Below are 17514 nucleotides of genomic sequence, written 5' to 3'. Positions count from 1 at the left end.
CGTTAGTCTGTGTTATAGTATAGAAAAGGAGGCGTCTTAAAGTGGTTCATGAAAGAATTCGTTCACTTAGAAAAGAAAGACGTTTAACACAATCGATGTTAGCTGAAAAAGTCGGTGTGTCCCCACAAGTCGTGTCGAATTGGGAACGGAGTTACACTTCCCCTGATCTTGATGATCTCACGAAGATTGCTCACGCTCTCCATACCACCGCAGATTATCTCCTCGGTTTAAGTGATGAGCAAGAGGATGAAATGCGGGAAATTAAACAGCTCCTGGAAACGAAAGGATACACAAAACCTGTATTTTTCGACAAGAAAGCATGGTTCGGAATTCAGCCGGAGGACATCAAGCAGATCGATAACTATTTTCGTTTTCTTCTCCAGCAGAAGAACATCTCCTAATTCCCTACTCTGTCATTCGTACTTATATATAAATTAAATATAAAAATATTATGTAAACAAAATAGCAAACAAAAAAAGAGAGACTCCCACTTTGGAGTCTCTCTTTTTATTACATCACACGCTTGAACATTTTTTCCATTTCATACTCCGAAAAGAAAACGATGATCGGCCGCCCATGGGGACATGTGAAAGGGTCGGTCGACTTTCTCAAGTCTTCCAAAAGTTGAAACATATCCGTGTGGTTCAAATAGTGATTCGCTTTGATCGATCGTTTACATGACATGAGAATTGCCGCTTCTTCTCTTAATTTAAGAATATCAATCCGGTCTTCCTCCATCAGTTGCTGAATCATTTCATCGATGACTTCCTCTTCAAACCCTTTAGGGAACCATTGAGGGTGACTGCGCACGATATAGGTCGTGTCTCCGAATGGTTCAAAAAACAAACCCACTTTTTCCAGTTCGTCTTTGTACTCTTCCATTCTTAACGATTCAGCCTTGGACAATTCAAAGGTCATCGGCACAAGCAGTTCCTGTACTTCATGATTCACTTCCGACAGTTTGTCTCTGAAGAATTCATATTTTATCCTTTCTTGAGCCGCATGTTGATCGACAATATACATGCCTTCTTCATTTTGGGCAAGGATGTATGTTCCATGCAGCTGACCTATAGGATGCATGGTCGGCACTCTTTTTTGTTCATCAGAAGGTTCTTTCTGTTCGAATTTATCTTCAATCTGTACACGTTCCTCTGACACAGAGTCCTCCGAATCGAATGCAGGGATCATCTCTTTGATTAACTCGTTCTGATTTTTTTGAAAACCATCCTCTGCGGGGAGTCCCTTCTCACTTTTCACTAAATGGTCCACTGTGGATTCCCGCTCGCGATGCGCATCCTCCTCCCTCGTATGATAGAGGTCGAAGGATTCCTGGGTGGTTTTCTCTTTCGCAGGCTTTGATGCTGGCTGTGACACATCAGGAATAAGAGTTTGCTTACGAAAGGCCTGACGAACGGTCTCTTCCAGCAAATCATACAATTCTTTTTCCTTACTAAAACGCACTTCCATTTTAGACGGGTGAACGTTGACATCGACAAGAATTGGATCCATGTCTATATTTAATACGACAATCGGGCTTTTACCGATCGGCAGCAGAGTATGATAGCCTTGTAAAACAGCTTTATTTAAGGGAATGCTTCGGATGAAGCGCCCATTGATGATCGTTGACATATAATTTCTTGAAGCACGGTAAACTTCGGGCTTTGCAATATAACCATCAACTTTAAAGTCCGCGGTTTCCATCTTTATCGGGATCATTTTCTTTGCGACATTCATTCCGTAAATGTTCGCGATAACCTGGAGGAGATCTCCGCGTCCATTCGTTTTGAAAATCTGCTTTTCATTGTGCATGCATAGGAACTGCACTTCCGGATGGGCTAAGGCCAAACGATTTAATACATCTGTCACATGACCAAGCTCTGTGTGGATGGTTTTCATATATTTTAACCGGGCCGGCGTATTGAAAAACAATTCCTCAACCGTAATGTCTGTTCCTTTTCTTGCATCACTTTTCCCTCTGGAGACAAGATGTCCTCCCTCTAAATTCATTTTCGTTCCAGCACTTACCCCCGTAGAGGTCTGAATACTCAATCGGCTCACTGCAGCGATACTTGCAAGTGCTTCTCCGCGAAAGCCCAGGGAACGGACATGGAAAAGGTCGTTTTCATCAAGAATTTTACTCGTTGCATGGCGATGAAAAGCGATTTCGCAGTCCTCTTCCTCCATTCCCGCACCATCATCAGTGATTCGAATTCGCTGCAATCCAGCCTCCATTAAATCGATCTTCACCCATGTGGCACCTGCATCAATACTGTTCTCGACCAGTTCTTTGACGACAGAGGCTGGGCGTTCAACAACTTCTCCGGCCGCTATTTTGTTGGCTAGGTGGTCTGGCATCAGTCGTATCCGCGCCATCTCTGGTCCTCCTTTATGATTTCAAATGTTTTTGCAATTGGTACAATTCATTCATGGCGTCCATCGGAGTCATTTCCATCAAGTCTAATGACTGTAGACGCTTCTCTATATGAGAGGGAGCCGGCTTAGCTGCCCTCTTTTTCTCCACCTTCGATTCTTCTACAAACAAGCTTAATTGTTCCTCTTCTTCGGTGGAGACAGGGGCTTCTTTTTTACCGGTCCCATTTTCAAGCTGATCCAAAAGGGCGGTCGCTCTGTTGATTAATGGATCAGGCAAATGGGCAAGTTTCGCTACATGAATACCGTAACTTTCATCCGCAGGTCCCTCTTTGATCTGGTGTAGGAAGACAACATTACCTTCATACTCTTCGGCACGGACGTGAACGTTTTTTAAACGCTCCAGCTGTTCTTCCAATGAAGTCAACTCATGATAGTGGGTGGAAAATAACGTTTTGGCATTGATCTCTCCATGAATATATTCAACAATCGCCTGAGCCAGTGCCATGCCATCATACGTACTTGTCCCTCTACCGATTTCATCGAGAAGGATCAAGCTGTTTTCCGTCGCATTCGTCAATGCATGATTTGCCTCCAGCATTTCGACCATAAATGTACTATGACCAGAAACAAGGTCATCAGCCGCACCAATTCTTGTGAAGATTTGGTCGAAGACTGGTAAACTCGCAGACTGGCAAGGTACAAATGAACCCATCTGTCCAAGAATGGCCGTCAAGGCAAGCTGACGCATGTACGTACTCTTACCGGACATGTTCGGCCCTGTAATCAGCAACACATCCGTCTCTTCATTCATGTAAATATCATTCGGGACGAACGTTCCTTCCTGCATAACTTTCTCCACTACAGGGTGACGTCCTTGACGGATGTCCACCACACGTTGTTCACGATACTCCGGTCGTACATACTGGTAGGATTCTGCTACTTGAGCAAAACCCTGCAACACATCCACGCGGCTGATTTGGTCTGCCAGCTGCTGAAGTCTTTTAACATACGCTTTTACTTTTTCACGAACCTCGAGGAAAAGTTCATACTCAAGCTCTACACTTTTCTCCTGGGCTTCGAGGATCATCGTTTCTCTTTCTTTCAGCTCTGGGGTAATGAAACGTTCCGCATTGGTAAGGGTCTGCTTCCGTTCATATCTACCTTCAGGCAAATGCCTCAAGTTCGCTTTTGTGACTTCGATATAATAGCCGAACACACGATTATAGCCAACTTTCAAAGATTTGATTCCAGTTTCCGTTCGCTCTCTTTGTTCTAACTCTGCGATCCACTGTTTTCCGTTCTTGGAAGCATATCTATAGTCATCCAGCTGTTCATGAAAACCGTCCCGGATCAAGCCTCCCTCTTTTACAGAGATAGGAGGGTCATCCGCGATGCTTTCCTGAAGAAGATCCTTTAATTCTTGGAGTGGATCGACCGTGTCATATAACTTTTCTATGGAAGAGTGATCAAATTTTGAGAGCGTCGTTAAGATGTCCGGAATATGATTTAAGGAATTTCTCAACTGAATCATATCTCTGGCATTCACATTCCCAAACGCTACCCTTCCAGCTAAACGTTCCAGGTCGTAAACATTCGATAATTCCTCTCTCAGCGTCTCCCGCTCAAAGAATTGATCAAGAAATCCCTCGACCTGATTATGCCTCTCCGCAATGGCATCCGCTGATAACAACGGACGCTCCATCCATTTTTTAAGCATACGCGCACCCATAGAAGTGACGGTTTTGTCGATAACAGAAAGAAGACTTCCTGCTTTTCCTTTCTTTCTAAGGGTTTCCAATAATTCCAAGTTTCTTTTGGAGTACATATCGAGGGTCATGTATTGTTTCAACTCGATCACTTTCACAGGCTGAAGGTGATCGAGTGACCTTTTTTGCGTATGCTGAATATAATTAAGAAGCCTTCCGAAGCCAACTAATAGCTTCTCCTGATGGACCCCCTCAACAAGAGATTGGAATTCAGGAACTATCTCAGTATTGTCCTGATGTGAAACCGTATAATCCAAACGGTCCATCAACATCTGCTTATGCTCGACATCAAAATCATTGGATACCACCACTTCTTTGACCGGCCGGCTGTACAATTCGCTCATCGCCGCGTCAAAACCACCTGGAATAAGGGCCACACTGTTTTCTCCAGTCGTAAGATCGTTGTAACTGACGACGTAAGAGCCATCTTCAAATGCGCTCAGGGAGGCAAGGTAGTTGTTTTCTTTTTCATCGAGCATACTGCCTTCCATGACCGTACCCGGGGTGATCAATTGGACGACTTCCCGTTTCACGACCCCTTTCGTCGTTTTCGGATCCTCCACCTGCTCACAAATAGCCACCTTGTACCCTTTTTCAATCAACTGCTTTATGTAATTGTCCGCAGAGTGATAAGGAACTCCACACATCGGGATCCTCCCGTTTGAACCTCCATCCCTGCTGGTCAAAGTGATTTCAAGTTCCTGAGATGCCTTCGTTGCATCTTCAAAAAACAATTCATAAAAATCGCCTAACCGGAAAAACAGAAAGGCATCTTTTTGGTCTGCTTTAATTTTTAAATACTGCTGCATCATGGGTGTGTATTGCGCCATAAGGTTAAACCTCCAAAACGTGCATAAGATTCTCCACCCATTATAGCATACGAGGCAAATAATCTTACACGAAACGACATGACTTTCTAATGGGGAAAGGCTGAATTCCGGTAGTCTATTTTATTTGCAGAACCCATTGGATCAGGCAAAAAAAAATTCCTCGCTGAGTCAGCAAGGAATGGTTTATTAATCGTGACTATCGTGATCTTTGTCAGAAGAAGATGGAAGGAAGTCCGTTTCAATGGCTGAAAAATCATCGGATGACAGATCATAATCGTAATCATCATCATGTCCGCATCCATGTGGATCCACTTTCACACACAATTTCGTCTCACCTATGACATCTACAACAAACTCTCTCTCTACTTCCACTACAATCTTTTGGCCGTTTCCTGAGATATTTGCCTCTAAACAATTCGGTTGCTGTACGACCTTAGCAATTACCTCAAAGTCATCATGTACACAATTATCATCTTTCACTGCCAACTTGACGTGATCACAATAGCTGACACGTTCTGTAACGACTTCTGTTTTTGTATTGTCGTTGTACGAATACCAGACGTTCACATCGTAACTGCCAGAGATTTCAACGTGATCTCCTTTCTTCTTGGCATTGTAGATGTGATTGATGACCCAACAACCTAGGATACTTGTCGGACGGTGCGAAGGGCTGATGGTGTGTGTGGATTCTGTAAACTTTTTACCTTTAGCGATTACAGCTTTTGTGATGATCTCTCTGTAATCTCGTTCAAAAAAAGACATAGGGTTTCACTCCTCCTTATTCTACCACCCATCCTATGTTTGGGTTGGGCGAATGGTGACTAGCGGGAAAATGGCCTAAGGACGTGTTTAATTCATTCTATGCACTAGCCCATAAAATTGTACGAAAAAAATCCGCCAGAGGGGGAAAACCCTCTGACGGAAGTGTATGCATCACCGGCTGCAACCATGACTCGATTTATTTGAACCTGTTTCTCCTTGCAGGAGATCCCCGCCTGTTGAACGGATGACTTCATTGGTAACTTCCCGAGAAATCGTGTTTGAAACCATTTGAAGGATATCATTAATAATGGTTTGAGAATCTTTAAATTCTGCAACGACCGGAATCTCATCAAGCTCATCTTGAAGTCGATCAATTTCTTTTTCAATCTTCTGTAGAGCCTCTGTTTTGCCATAGGCTTGAAAGTTTACTGCCTGTTTTTGCAAAGCTTTGATTTTCTTAATATGAGATTGAACTTTTTGATTGTCATTCAATTTCGCTTCCAGTTGTTTGAAACGATCGATTTCTTCGATATCTGCCATCATTTTCGCTAATTTTTTTGCTTCTTCTACGACTTCCTGTCTTGTATAATGTGCCATTCATTTCACCTCTGCGTTGATTTCTACTAACTCTCCATCAAGGGACCACGTTTTCGCTTTGGTCACCCTTACTGGTACAATTTGTCCGATTGTAGATTCAGGTGCACGGAAATTAACCAGCTTGTTCCGCTTTGTATACCCAGCTAACACATCTGGATTATTCTTACTTTCTCCCTCTACAAGGACATCTACAATTTCACCTTCGTATGCTTTCATGGCGTCTGCAGACTGCTGGTTGACGATTTTATTCAATCGCTGCAAACGATCCTTTTTCTCTTCCATTGAAACGTTATCTTTCATCTTAGCTGCGGGAGTGTTCTCCCGTGGAGAATAGATAAATGTATAAGCTGCTTCAAAACCGACTTCTTCCACTAAGGATAATGTATCCTGGAACTGTTCTTCCGTTTCATTCGGAAACCCGACGATGATATCCGTCGTAAGTGTTGCATCCGGCATCGCCACACGAATTTTACGAACAAGTTCAAGATACTCTTCCCTCGAGTATTTCCGGCCCATGATCTTCAAAACATCACTATTCCCCGACTGGACCGGTAGATGGATATGATCAAGCATATTCCCACCTTTAGCAAGTACTTCAATTAAACGATCATCAAAGTCTCTAGGATGAGATGTTGTAAAACGAACCCGTGGAATATCAATACTCCGAAGTTCATCCATCAAGTCTCCGAGCCCATAGGACATGCCCAAATCTTTTCCATAAGCATTGACATTTTGCCCAAGGAGGGTGATTTCCTTGTACCCTTGAGCCGCCAGGTGTCTCACTTCCTGAATAATGTCCTGTGGCAGACGGCTTCTTTCTTTTCCTCTAGTATAAGGAACAATACAATAGGTACAGAATTTGTCACAGCCATACATGATGTTCACCCAGGCCTTGATTTTTCCTTTTCGAGATCTTGGAAGGTTCTCGATAATGTCTCCTTCTTTCGACCACACATCGATCACCATTTCTTTCCCGAACATCGCTTCTTTTACGAGCTGCGGGATTCTATGAATATTGTGTGTACCAAAAATAAGGTCGATAAATGGATGTTTTTTAAGAATTCGGTTTACGACAGACTCTTCCTGCGACATACATCCGCAGATGCCGATGATCAAATTCGGGTTTTCCATTTTCAAAGGCTTCAAGTGTCCGATTTCACCGAACACTTTATTTTCTGCATTCTCACGAATGGCACAGGTATTCAATAGGATTATGTCCGCTTCTTTTGTATCTTTCGTGGGTTCATAACCCATTTCTTCAAAAATACCTGCCATAACTTCAGTATCATGTTCGTTCATCTGGCATCCGTATGTACGGATCAAATATTTTTTACCCCTGCCTGCTTGATCCATATCTTCAGGAATTTCAAAATCATAGTGCACATCCGTTTCCTTACGTTTCCGGCGCTGTGCATCCCTCATGTTCGGAGGTTGGTATGTTGTTTCAAAGTATTTGACAAAATCTTCACTTGTTTTTTGTTTCAATCGATTTAAGTTATCTTGTTCTGCTTTATCATCCGCCTTGGAAGGCTGACGAATTTGTGACATTTCCTTACGTTGCTGTTCGTTCATAATGATCTCCTTTCAAGCCGAACCTTCTAACTGTATCATTATATCAAGTTTTACAAGATAAATTAAGCGTAAACATAAATTCCACCTTTTTTCATCATTTGTCCAATCATTTTATTCAACATTTTGGCAGGATTCTTTAAGGCTCAGTTTCGAGAATTTTATGGAGTGGATAGGGGCTACGGAGAATAACTCGCTTTCTTCGGGAGCGCGGTGAGCCTCCTCGGACTGCGTCCTGTGGGGTCTCACCCTGCACTTTTTTCCCGCAGGAGTCTCGCCATCCCCCTCCGCCCCTTTACCAAATGAGGTTCTCAAAATCTCTCTAACAGGATCCGGCCGATTTCTGTAATGAAGACATGCTCCCCCGTTATAAAGTTGTTTTTCTCATTGTTTCTGCACGAATAAGGCATGGGAACAGAGTCTGGGAAACGTCCGCATGAAAAGCGAATGTAGACACGAACCTGTATGTTTTTCTACTGACTGTTACAAAGCATTGCCAATCGTCGTGTTTCCCTGACCGAGCATCCATAGCCAGGTAGTGTCATTCATTATATCAACGAGACAAGGCTTCTTTTAACGATGCGCGGCAGGAGCTCCTTGTGCTCCCGCGGAAAGCAAACCTTTTCCCAGATCCCGTAGAATCACACGAACACCTCGATACTGAGCCTTCAGGAAAAGTGAGCGTTTGTTTAATAGAGGGGGTAGTGTTTTTTAAATGAAAAAGAAGCCAGCTATGCGACTCCATAGCTGGCTTCTTTATTATTACAAGATTCCTAATTTCTTACCGACTTTTTCGAAGGCATCGAGAGCTTCTTGAAGTTCTTCTTTGGAATGTTCTGCTGTAACAATTGTACGCACACGTCCTTTTCCACGCTGGACCGTCGGGAAGACGATTCCTTGTGCGAATACTCCTTCTGCGAACAATTCATCAGAGAATTTGTGAGTAAGAGCATCGTCCCCAATCATTACTGGAGTTACTGGTGTTTCACTGATGCCCGTATCAAACCCTAGAGCGTTCAAACCATCTTTGAAGAACTTTGTATTGTCCCAGAGTTTTTCAATCAGTTCCGGCTCCTCCAACAATACATCAATCGCTGCATCATTCGCTGCCGTAACTGCTGGCGGGTGGGATGTACTGAACAAGAATGGACGACCTTTGTGTATTAAGTAATCTCTAAGAGTTTTTGTACTTGCCACATACCCGCCAAGTACTCCAATCGCTTTACTTAATGTACCTACTTGGATATGGACTCTGCCATCAAGATTGAAGTGGTTGACCGTACCGCGTCCATTATCACCTAGAACTCCACTAGCATGTGCATCATCCACCATAACAAGAGCATCATACTTTTCAGCAAGCTCTACGATTTTTGGTAGCGGTGCGATATTACCATCCATGGAAAAGACACCATCAGTAACGACTAAACGTGTACGATAGTCGCCGCTTTCTTTCAACGCTGACTCTAGCGACTCCATGTCAACATGCTTATAAATTTTACGGTCCGCTTTTGTTAAACGAATTCCATCAATGATAGAAGCGTGATTTAACTCATCAGAAATGACTACATCTTCTTTACCTAGAATAGAAGACAAGACACCTTGGTTTGTTGTGAAGCCGGACTGAAATACTAAAGCAGCTTCTGTATGCTTGAATTTCGCTAACTTTTCTTCAAAATCTTCATGCATTTTCAAAGTACCTGCGATCGTACGAACTGAACCTGTTCCTACTCCGTATTCTTCATTAGCTTTTTCAGCTGCATCTTTCATCCTCGGGTGAGAGGTCAGTCCCAGATAGTTATTAGAAGAAAGTTGAATTACTTCTTTTCCTTTGATTGTCACTTTGGAACCTTGTGCAGATTCGAGAGGAATCAACGTACGGAATGTTCCTTCTTCCTGCATTTCATTTAGTTCTTTTTGCAAATATTCAAAGCCTTTCATAAAACATCCTCCTTACAATTATGGGTGTAAAACTACTTTTCCACATTGACCCTGATTCATCAAGTCAAAGCCCTTCTCGAACTCTTCAAGCTTCAAATGGTGAGTAATTAGTGGAGCAACATCCACCTGTTTAGACTGAAGAAGGCGGGAAACCTGTTGCCACGTTTCATACATTTTCCTTCCAGTAATCCCTTGAACCTCAACACCTTTGAATACGATATCATTCGTAACATCAAGGCTCACTCTCTTAGTAGGTAAACTTAGAATGGAAACGCGGCCTCCATTCGTAATCATCTTAAATCCTTGATCCATCGCTACGGGATGGCCACTCATTTCACAAACAACGTCTACCCCATGGCCATCTGTTAACTCTTTTGCTTTTTCAACAGGATCTATTTCACCAGAATGAATCACAGTAGTCGCTCCCATTTTCTCAGCAAGTTCCAGGCGGTACGGATTCAAATCAAAAGCAAGCACTTGAGATGCTCCAGCTGCCTTGGCAACGCCTACAGCCATCAACCCAATGGGACCACACCCGATGATGGCTACTGATTTCCCTGCTACATCGCCATTTAAAACCGTATGTACTGCATTCCCCATCGGTTCTTGAATGGAAGCGATGTCTGTTGGCATATCTTCAGGATTTTTCCAAAGGTTGTCGGCGGGAAGAGCTACATATTCAGCAAAACAGCCTTGGGTATCCACACCAATAATTTTAGTGTTTTCACAAATATGGAATTTACCCGTTAAACACTGCGGACAGTGGCCACAAATAAGGTGAGTCTCTGCACTAACATAATCTCCTGTTTGGAAATTATGAACCTTACTTCCTATTTCCACAATCTCCCCGGAGAATTCATGACCGAAAACATATGGGGGTTTAACGCGGCTTTCAGACCACTCATCCCAATTATATATATGGACATCCGTCCCACAAATCGATGTCGCTTTCACACGAATCAATACTTCATCATCACGGATCTCAGGAATAGCAACTTCTTGCATTTGCGCTCCCGAACCTCGGTGATGCTTAACGATCGCTTCCATCGTTCCATTCACAGTGAACACTCCTAACCTAAGTAAATCATTATTAAACCTCTTATAAAAACAATAGTAACATGGATTGCGTAAAACGCAAACATCACTGTCCACTGTAAAAATACAAACGCTTATATTCTGCAAACTTTCTAGCAGCCTCTATCAACTATCCATATTTATTACATTAAATACTATTCTTTAGTATCTGATTTGGTATCTTTGAGCGCGGACGGGTCATAGACTGCAAACTCAGAACCACCGTTGTTTCTTAAGCAGATCATCTTCACAGCTTTCTATTACATCATAATAAAAAAAGACGTACTCAATTGTGAGTACGCCTTTACGCTCCATTCTATTTTTCTTTCATTCACAACGACAAGCTATCCGCTAGCAAATATCGTAAGTACACGAAACTTATAAAAAAGCCGGAACTTATAAGTTCATCGAGGTTCGACGATCAACTTAATCGCTGTCCGTTCCTCCTCGTCGATCATGATATCTGTAAATGCCGGAATACAAATCAAGTCCATGCCACTCGGGGCGACAAACCCGCGGGCGATGGCAACGGCTTTAACTGCTTGATTCAATGCTCCTGCTCCGATCGCTTGAATTTCGGCCGTCCCGCGCTCTCTTACTACGTTGGCCAAGGCTCCTGCTACTGAATTAGGTACGGATTTGGCTGATACTTTTAAGACTTCCATTACTAGCTCCTCCTTCAATCACTATAGTTGTTCCATAACTACTATATTCTTGGAGATGTAGGATATTACCTTTTCATTATGAATGAATTTGTCGCAAAATTCAAATAATCACTCAAAGAATGGATGGTCATCATTAATTAAAATACGCTGCACTTTCGTAGACTTTCCTGTCTTATCATCTACATCCACCAAGAAGGCACTCAGTTGTGCTCTTCCCTTTTTTGGAACTTCAAAACGTACAGGTAAGTTTGTAAGAAAACGCTTCAAAACGGCTTCACGTTCCATTCCTAAAATTCCGTCATATGGCCCTGTCATCCCTACGTCAGTAATATAGCCCGTACCTCCCGGCAGAATTCTTTCATCTGCGGTCTGTATATGGGTATGTGTCCCAACGTTTACACTCACTCTGCCATCTACATACCAGCCCATCGCCTGCTTTTCACTTGTTGCTTCCGCATGAAAATCCAGAAAAATAATAGATGTCCGTTTCTTAGCTTCTTCTATCAGCTCATCAATTTTTCTAAATGGATCATCATTCGGAGACAAAAACGTGCGTCCTTGTAAGTTAATAACGGCGACCTCACCCTTAGGGGTTTTGACAAAAGTGATACCTTTTCCTGGCGTGCCTTCAGGGTAATTGGCTGGCCGGACGAGATATTGTGCGTCGTCAATAAATTCAAAGATCTCCTTTTTATCCCATGCATGGTTACCGAGGGTTACGGCCTGAGCACCTTTTTCAAGGAAACGACGGTAAATCTTTTCGGTAATACCTTTTCCGGAAGCTGCATTTTCCCCGTTCACAATCGTCACAGCAGGCTGATATTTCTGCTTGAGTTTCGGTAAGTATTCATCTACCATTTCACGTCCTGGTGAACCTACGACATCACCTATGAATAAAATTCTCATTTAACAAAAACCTTCCTTCCACAATCGTTTCTTTATTGTCCCCGTAAAAACAGAAATGAAGCGACCCAGAAGGCCGCTTCATTCATTTTATTTCGCATACTCCACAGAACGTGTTTCACGAATAACGGTAACTTTAATATGACCTGGATAATCGAGTTCTCCCTCGATTCGATTTCGAATATCTCGTGCTAATCTTGTTGCTTCAAGATCATCAATTTCATCAGGACGAACCATGATGCGAACTTCGCGTCCAGCTTGGATCGCGAAAGATTTCTCTACGCCATCGTAAGACTCTGAAATCTCTTCCAGTTTTTCAAGACGTTTGATGTAATTCTCTAAGGTTTCACTTCTGGCTCCAGGACGTGCCGCGGAAAGAGCATCGGCAGCAGCCACAAGTACAGAAATGATTGAGGTCGGCTCTTCATCACCATGGTGGGATGCCACAGCATTGATAACCGTTTCATTCTCTTTGTACTTCATCGCCAGTTCTTTACCGATTTCCACGTGGCTTCCTTCAACTTCATGGTCAATAGCTTTACCAATATCATGAAGCAGACCTGCACGACGTGCCAGGGTTTCATCTTCTCCAAGTTCGGCAGCTAACAAACCAGAAAGGTAGGCGACTTCCATTGAGTGTTTCAAGACGTTTTGTCCGTAACTGGTACGGTACTTCAGACGTCCTAAAATCTTAATCAGATCTGGGTGGAGACCATGAACGCCTACTTCGAATGTCGTTTGTTCACCAACTTCTCTGATGTAATCATCAACTTCTCGTCTGGACTTGTCCACCATCTCTTCAATACGAGCCGGGTGAATTCGTCCATCCTGCACCAACTTCTCAAGGGCCATTCTTGCTGTTTCTCGTCGAATTGGATCAAACCCTGAAAGGATGACGGCCTCTGGAGTATCGTCAATGATCAAGTCAATGCCTGTTAATGTCTCTAAAGTACGAATGTTCCGGCCTTCACGTCCAATGATACGGCCTTTCATTTCGTCATTAGGGAGATTGACCACGGAAACGGTCGTTTCAGCTACATGATCCGCTGCACAACGCTGAAGGGCAAGAGAAAGAATGCTTTTCGCTTTCTTATCCGCTTCTTCCTTCGCGCGGTTTTCCGCTTCCTTAATCATAAGCGCTGACTCATGCGATACCTCTTGTTCGACGCGTTCTAAAATCATCTGCTTCGCCTGGTCTGATGTTAAGCTTGAAATGCGTTCAAGCTCTGTTTGTTGTTCTTGAAGCATAGCTTTCACTTTGCTTTCCATTTCTTCAATTTGTTGTTGTCTCTCGGCAAGAGTCCCTTCTTTCTTTTCGAGTGAAAGATCACGTTGGTCAAGCGTTCCACTCTTACGATCAAGATTCTCTTCTTTCTGAGTTAAACGATTTTCAGTTTTCTGCAGGTCCATGCGGCGCTCACGGATTTCGTTCTCCGCTTCCTGGCGAAATTTCTGGTTCTCTTCTTTCGCTTCAAGAAGAGCTTCCTTCTTGGCTGATTCAGCATTGCGATGACCTTCTTCCACAATCTGTTTCGCAAGGTCCTCAGCACTGGAAATTTTCGCCTCCGCAATCGATTTCCGAATAAGATAACCAACAACAGAACCGATGATAAGGGCAAGCAAAATGAAGATGAGCGAGGATATTATATCCATAATTTCACCTCCTCTTGCTATGAACTTGGTCCGTTTGTCGGCAATTACAAACGTTTCATTTTCAGTTTCATTTGTTTAAGATAAGGGTATAAAGATGAAAATGATACACATTCATTTTATGCTTGACTATACGGAATGTCAAGGAAACGCCCTATGTATCTGCTAACATATTCAAATATTTAAAAATGTCAGTCTATTCATTTCGCATTTCCAGACCTAATTTCTTTAAAAATGATGTGACATACGCCCAAAAATAGTTTTTTTATTTGGATTTGGAAAACTTATACCTATGAAAAAATCGAGTATGAAACAGTGGTTTCATACTCGATTTTTCTTCTAAACAGTTAGACATCCAGCGTTTCCTGACTTTCTTTATTATTGGCATCTCCAGCTTCTTCATCTGCTTCCATGCCGTAATGGTCTCGAATCAGTTTTTTCACTTCTTCATAGACCTCTACATTTTCTTTCAGGAATTGCTTGGCATTCTCACGGCCCTGACCGAGTCTATCATCTTTATACGAATACCAGGAACCACTCTTCTGAATGAGATCAAGGTCTGTTCCGATATCAAGAAGTTCTCCTTCTCGGGAAATTCCTTCTCCGTACATAATATCCACTTCCGCCTGTCTGAAAGGAGGGGCTACTTTGTTTTTGACCACTTTCAAACGGGTTTTGTTTCCGACCATTTCGTTTCCTTGTTTCAAAGTCTCCGCACGACGGACTTCCAGACGAACAGAAGAATAGAACTTCAAGGCACGTCCACCAGGGGTTGTTTCAGGGTTACCAAACATTACTCCCACTTTTTCACGAATTTGGTTAATAAAGATGGCCGTCGTTTTCGATTTGTTGATAGCTCCGGAAAGCTTACGAAGCGCCTGAGACATCAAACGGGCCTGCAAACCGACGTGGGCGTCACCCATTTCTCCTTCAATCTCAGCCTTTGGTACAAGTGCTGCTACAGAGTCGATGACAACCATATCTACTGCACCACTACGGACTAGGGCCTCTGCAATTTCAAGCGCCTGCTCTCCCGTATCCGGTTGAGATAGTAGAAGTTCTTCAATGTCTACGCCCAAAGCTCTTGCATAGACAGGGTCTAAGGCATGCTCCGCATCGATGAAGGCCGCCTGGCCGCCTTTTCTTTGAGCTTCAGCAATCGCGTGAAGCGCGACTGTTGTTTTACCAGAGGATTCTGGTCCATAAATTTCTACAATTCTACCTCGCGGGTATCCTCCTACTCCAAGAGCCACATCAAGAGCAAGGGATCCACTTGGGACCGTGTTCACTCTCTGCTCCGCACTTTCACCAAGCTTCATAATGGAGCCTTTTCCGAATTGTTTTTCTATTTGACGCAATGCCATATCTAACGCTTGTTTACGATCGCTCATTATATACCGCCTTTCAATATTTCTAACCCTATCATAACTTGTTTTGGATCGTTTGCCAACTAAAAAGCGAATAAATGTTCCCTTTTTTATAAAGAAGAAAAGGTGCAATTTTTTTATTTCTCCTACGTGAAATTATCAAAACTGCACCTTTTTATCAATGAAAAATCATTTTTTCAATTTTAGGAAAATCATTTCGTACGCCTTTTTCACAGCTCTCACTCTCACTTGTTCCCGTCCACCGTCGAAATGGAATTTATGAACTTCAGGTTTTCTCTCCCCTATCTGAAGACCGATGAAGACAGTCCCTGGTTCATGTCCTTCACTGGCATCCGGACCTGCAACACCAGTGAAACTGACCACGACATCTACATCTAAGTTCGCTTGGGCATTCAAAGCCATCATTTCCGCACATTCATGACTGATCGTTCCATATTTCTTTATGAGGAATTTGGGAACCTGAAGTATTCTTTCTTTCATCTCAGGAGTATAAACGGTATAGCCACCCTGACAGACGGATGAAGCACCAGGAAGTGCGATCAGGCGTTCCAAGAACCTCCCACCGGTAAAGCTTTCTGCCGACCCGATTTTGAGACTCTTTTCTTTAAGAAGATCTCTAACCTTCTCTTCAATGGTAATCGCATCACTGCCGTAATAATACTTTCCGACATGGGTTAGAATATCAGTTTTAAGCGAAAGGATTTTTTCCTTCGCCTGCTCTGTGGATTCCCCTGTCGCCGTCAGCCTTAAACCCACTTCTCCCTCAGATGCAAGCGGGGCAATGGTTGGATTGGTTTGAGATTTAATAAAAGACTGAAGCTTCGTTTCTAAATCCGATTCACCGATCCCGATAAAACGCATCATTTCTGAAACGATTTGGGATTCAATATGGTAATTATTCTGTAAGTAAGGAATGATATACTCATCCATAATATACTTCATTTCTCTAGGGACCCCTGGCAGAAAGACCCACACGGTATCCTCATGCTTTACCAGTTGACCAGGCGCCATCCCCTCTAAATTTTGAAAGACGGAGGCACTCTCAAACACACGCGCCTGTTTACGATTGTTCTCTGACATAAACTTTTGATTTCGTTGATAATAGCTCTTGATCTTCTCCATGGAATCTTCATGTTCGACCAATTCCTCATCAAAAACGCGTTGAGCGGCATCCAATGTCAAGTCATCTTCGGTGGGACCGAGGCCGCCTGTAACAATAACAAGATCAGCCCTTTTTTCCGCCAATGCGAAAGAATCGGTTACCCTCTTCAGGTTATCTCCAACAACGGTGTGATGATAAACGGAATGCCCAAGTGTCGCAAGACGGCTTGAGATCCACTGAGCATTTGTATTCGCAATTTGACCTAATAGTAATTCTGTACCGACACCTATTATTTCTGCTCTCATTTAGAATCCCTCATTACATGCCAATTTTTTTTGAAGTAATCGTAACCAGAGTACACGGTAATTATTAAAGCCAAGTATAGCGCGATCATTCCCAGAGGGAACCCGATGAAAGCGAAAGGCCAATTATGCAGGAGCAGAAGGGAAATAGCGATGATTTGGATCCATGTCTTCAGTTTTCCCATTTGGCTTGCTGCAAGGACACTGCCCTCTCCTGCGGCCACCAGACGAAGCCCCGTCACTGCGAACTCACGACTGATAATTAAAATGACGATCCAGGCGGGTGCAAGACCGATCTCAACTAGTAAGATGAGGGCTGCACTGACTAAAAGCTTGTCAGCTAAAGGATCTAGAAACTTTCCTAAGTTAGTGACAAGGTTATACTTCCTTGCAATATACCCGTCAATCCAGTCAGTTGTAGAAGCTATAATAAATAGCAGAGCACCCGCTAAGTGGGCGACAGGTAACTCACGCCCTTCCATTTGAAAGGTACCCCAGTCAAATGGAACACTCATAAGGATGATAAAAATTGGAATAAGGAAAATTCTTGATAATGTGATTTTGTTTGGTAAATTCATACGCTCACTCTCCTAAC

The 17514-nt window shown here is 43.0% G+C and carries 14 protein-coding genes; 1 reads left to right on the top strand and 13 read right to left on the bottom strand.

Features of this window, described 5'->3' with window-relative positions:
- Positions 1 to 41 precede the first annotated feature (41 nt).
- Positions 42 to 401 (top strand): helix-turn-helix domain-containing protein, encoded by a 360-nt coding sequence (locus J0K78_RS01530; protein ID WP_115823239.1) that lies wholly within the window; start codon positions 42 to 44, stop codon positions 399 to 401.
- Positions 402 to 510: 109 nt separating this feature from the next.
- Here J0K78_RS01530 and mutL read toward each other — a convergent pair whose 3' ends face one another.
- The 13 genes from mutL to pgsA form a co-directional block, all read right to left on the bottom strand.
- Positions 511 to 2373 carry a DNA mismatch repair endonuclease MutL gene (mutL, locus tag J0K78_RS01525; protein WP_206945092.1) on the bottom strand — a complete coding sequence of 621 codons (1863 nt, stop codon included), beginning with the start codon at positions 2371 to 2373 and terminating at the stop codon, positions 511 to 513.
- Positions 2374 to 2386: 13 nt separating this feature from the next.
- A complete protein-coding gene (mutS, locus tag J0K78_RS01520) occupies positions 2387 to 4969 on the bottom strand; it encodes a DNA mismatch repair protein MutS (RefSeq protein ID WP_206945091.1) in 2583 nt (860 codons plus the stop codon).
- A 186-nt stretch (positions 4970 to 5155) separates the two neighbouring features.
- Positions 5156 to 5731 (bottom strand): outer spore coat protein CotE, encoded by a 576-nt coding sequence (gene cotE / locus J0K78_RS01515; protein ID WP_115823236.1) that lies wholly within the window; start codon positions 5729 to 5731, stop codon positions 5156 to 5158.
- Positions 5732 to 5902: 171 nt separating this feature from the next.
- Complete coding sequence (locus J0K78_RS01510; RefSeq protein WP_160913319.1) at positions 5903 to 6328, bottom strand: YlbF/YmcA family competence regulator; 426 nt, start codon at positions 6326 to 6328, stop codon at positions 5903 to 5905.
- A complete protein-coding gene (miaB, locus tag J0K78_RS01505; RefSeq protein ID WP_206945090.1) occupies positions 6329 to 7900 on the bottom strand; it encodes a tRNA (N6-isopentenyl adenosine(37)-C2)-methylthiotransferase MiaB in 1572 nt (523 codons plus the stop codon).
- 759 nt (positions 7901 to 8659) lie between these two features.
- Positions 8660 to 9835: a glycine C-acetyltransferase gene (locus J0K78_RS01500; protein WP_206945089.1), complete on the bottom strand. Its 1176-nt coding sequence runs from the start codon at positions 9833 to 9835 to the stop codon at positions 8660 to 8662.
- An 18-nt stretch (positions 9836 to 9853) separates the two neighbouring features.
- On the bottom strand, positions 9854 to 10894 hold the full coding sequence (gene tdh / locus J0K78_RS01495) for an L-threonine 3-dehydrogenase (protein ID WP_206945088.1): 1041 nt from the start codon (positions 10892 to 10894) through the stop codon (positions 9854 to 9856).
- A gap of 419 nt (positions 10895 to 11313) precedes the next feature.
- A complete protein-coding gene (locus tag J0K78_RS01490; RefSeq protein WP_008640081.1) occupies positions 11314 to 11574 on the bottom strand; it encodes a stage V sporulation protein S in 261 nt (86 codons plus the stop codon).
- 108 nt (positions 11575 to 11682) lie between these two features.
- The gene (locus J0K78_RS01485; RefSeq protein ID WP_160913314.1) at positions 11683 to 12480 is read right to left on the bottom strand and encodes a TIGR00282 family metallophosphoesterase; all 798 of its coding nucleotides are present in this window, start codon (positions 12478 to 12480) and stop codon (positions 11683 to 11685) included.
- A gap of 87 nt (positions 12481 to 12567) precedes the next feature.
- Entirely contained in the window at positions 12568 to 14130 is a 1563-nt protein-coding gene (rny, locus tag J0K78_RS01480) for a ribonuclease Y (RefSeq protein ID WP_160913312.1), read from the bottom strand.
- A 344-nt stretch (positions 14131 to 14474) separates the two neighbouring features.
- Positions 14475 to 15518 carry a recombinase RecA gene (recA, locus tag J0K78_RS01475; protein WP_160913310.1) on the bottom strand — a complete coding sequence of 348 codons (1044 nt, stop codon included), beginning with the start codon at positions 15516 to 15518 and terminating at the stop codon, positions 14475 to 14477.
- A gap of 165 nt (positions 15519 to 15683) precedes the next feature.
- Positions 15684 to 16922: a competence/damage-inducible protein A gene (locus J0K78_RS01470; protein ID WP_206945087.1), complete on the bottom strand. Its 1239-nt coding sequence runs from the start codon at positions 16920 to 16922 to the stop codon at positions 15684 to 15686.
- A complete protein-coding gene (gene pgsA, locus J0K78_RS01465; protein WP_160913306.1) occupies positions 16919 to 17497 on the bottom strand; it encodes a CDP-diacylglycerol--glycerol-3-phosphate 3-phosphatidyltransferase in 579 nt (192 codons plus the stop codon). The genes J0K78_RS01470 and pgsA overlap by 4 nt, the downstream gene beginning before the upstream one ends.
- Between the last annotated feature and the right edge of the window lie 17 nt (positions 17498 to 17514).

The sequence above is a fragment of the Halobacillus sp. GSS1 genome (assembly GCF_017307035.1).
GTDB classification, from domain to species: domain Bacteria; phylum Bacillota; class Bacilli; order Bacillales; family Halobacillaceae; genus Halobacillus; species Halobacillus litoralis.
This window is presented reverse-complemented; position numbering and strand designations above follow the sequence as displayed.

Excerpts from the sequence above, each read along its gene's own strand:
- mutL (WP_206945092.1), bottom strand. The coding sequence starts at position 2,373 with ATGGCGCGGATACGACTGATGCCAGACCACCTAGCCAACAAAATAGCG.
- mutS (WP_206945091.1), bottom strand. The coding sequence starts at position 4,969 with ATGGCGCAATACACACCCATGATGCAGCAGTATTTAAAAATTAAAGCA.
- cotE (WP_115823236.1), bottom strand. The coding sequence starts at position 5,731 with ATGTCTTTTTTTGAACGAGATTACAGAGAGATCATCACAAAAGCTGTA.
- J0K78_RS01510 (WP_160913319.1), bottom strand. The coding sequence starts at position 6,328 with ATGGCACATTATACAAGACAGGAAGTCGTAGAAGAAGCAAAAAAATTA.
- miaB (WP_206945090.1), bottom strand. The coding sequence starts at position 7,900 with ATGAACGAACAGCAACGTAAGGAAATGTCACAAATTCGTCAGCCTTCC.
- J0K78_RS01500 (WP_206945089.1), bottom strand. The coding sequence starts at position 9,835 with ATGAAAGGCTTTGAATATTTGCAAAAAGAACTAAATGAAATGCAGGAA.
- J0K78_RS01490 (WP_008640081.1), bottom strand. The coding sequence starts at position 11,574 with ATGGAAGTCTTAAAAGTATCAGCCAAATCCGTACCTAATTCAGTAGCA.
- J0K78_RS01485 (WP_160913314.1), bottom strand. The coding sequence starts at position 12,480 with ATGAGAATTTTATTCATAGGTGATGTCGTAGGTTCACCAGGACGTGAA.
- rny (WP_160913312.1), bottom strand. The coding sequence starts at position 14,130 with ATGGATATAATATCCTCGCTCATCTTCATTTTGCTTGCCCTTATCATC.
- recA (WP_160913310.1), bottom strand. The coding sequence starts at position 15,518 with ATGAGCGATCGTAAACAAGCGTTAGATATGGCATTGCGTCAAATAGAA.
- J0K78_RS01470 (WP_206945087.1), bottom strand. The coding sequence starts at position 16,922 with ATGAGAGCAGAAATAATAGGTGTCGGTACAGAATTACTATTAGGTCAA.
- pgsA (WP_160913306.1), bottom strand. The coding sequence starts at position 17,497 with ATGAATTTACCAAACAAAATCACATTATCAAGAATTTTCCTTATTCCA.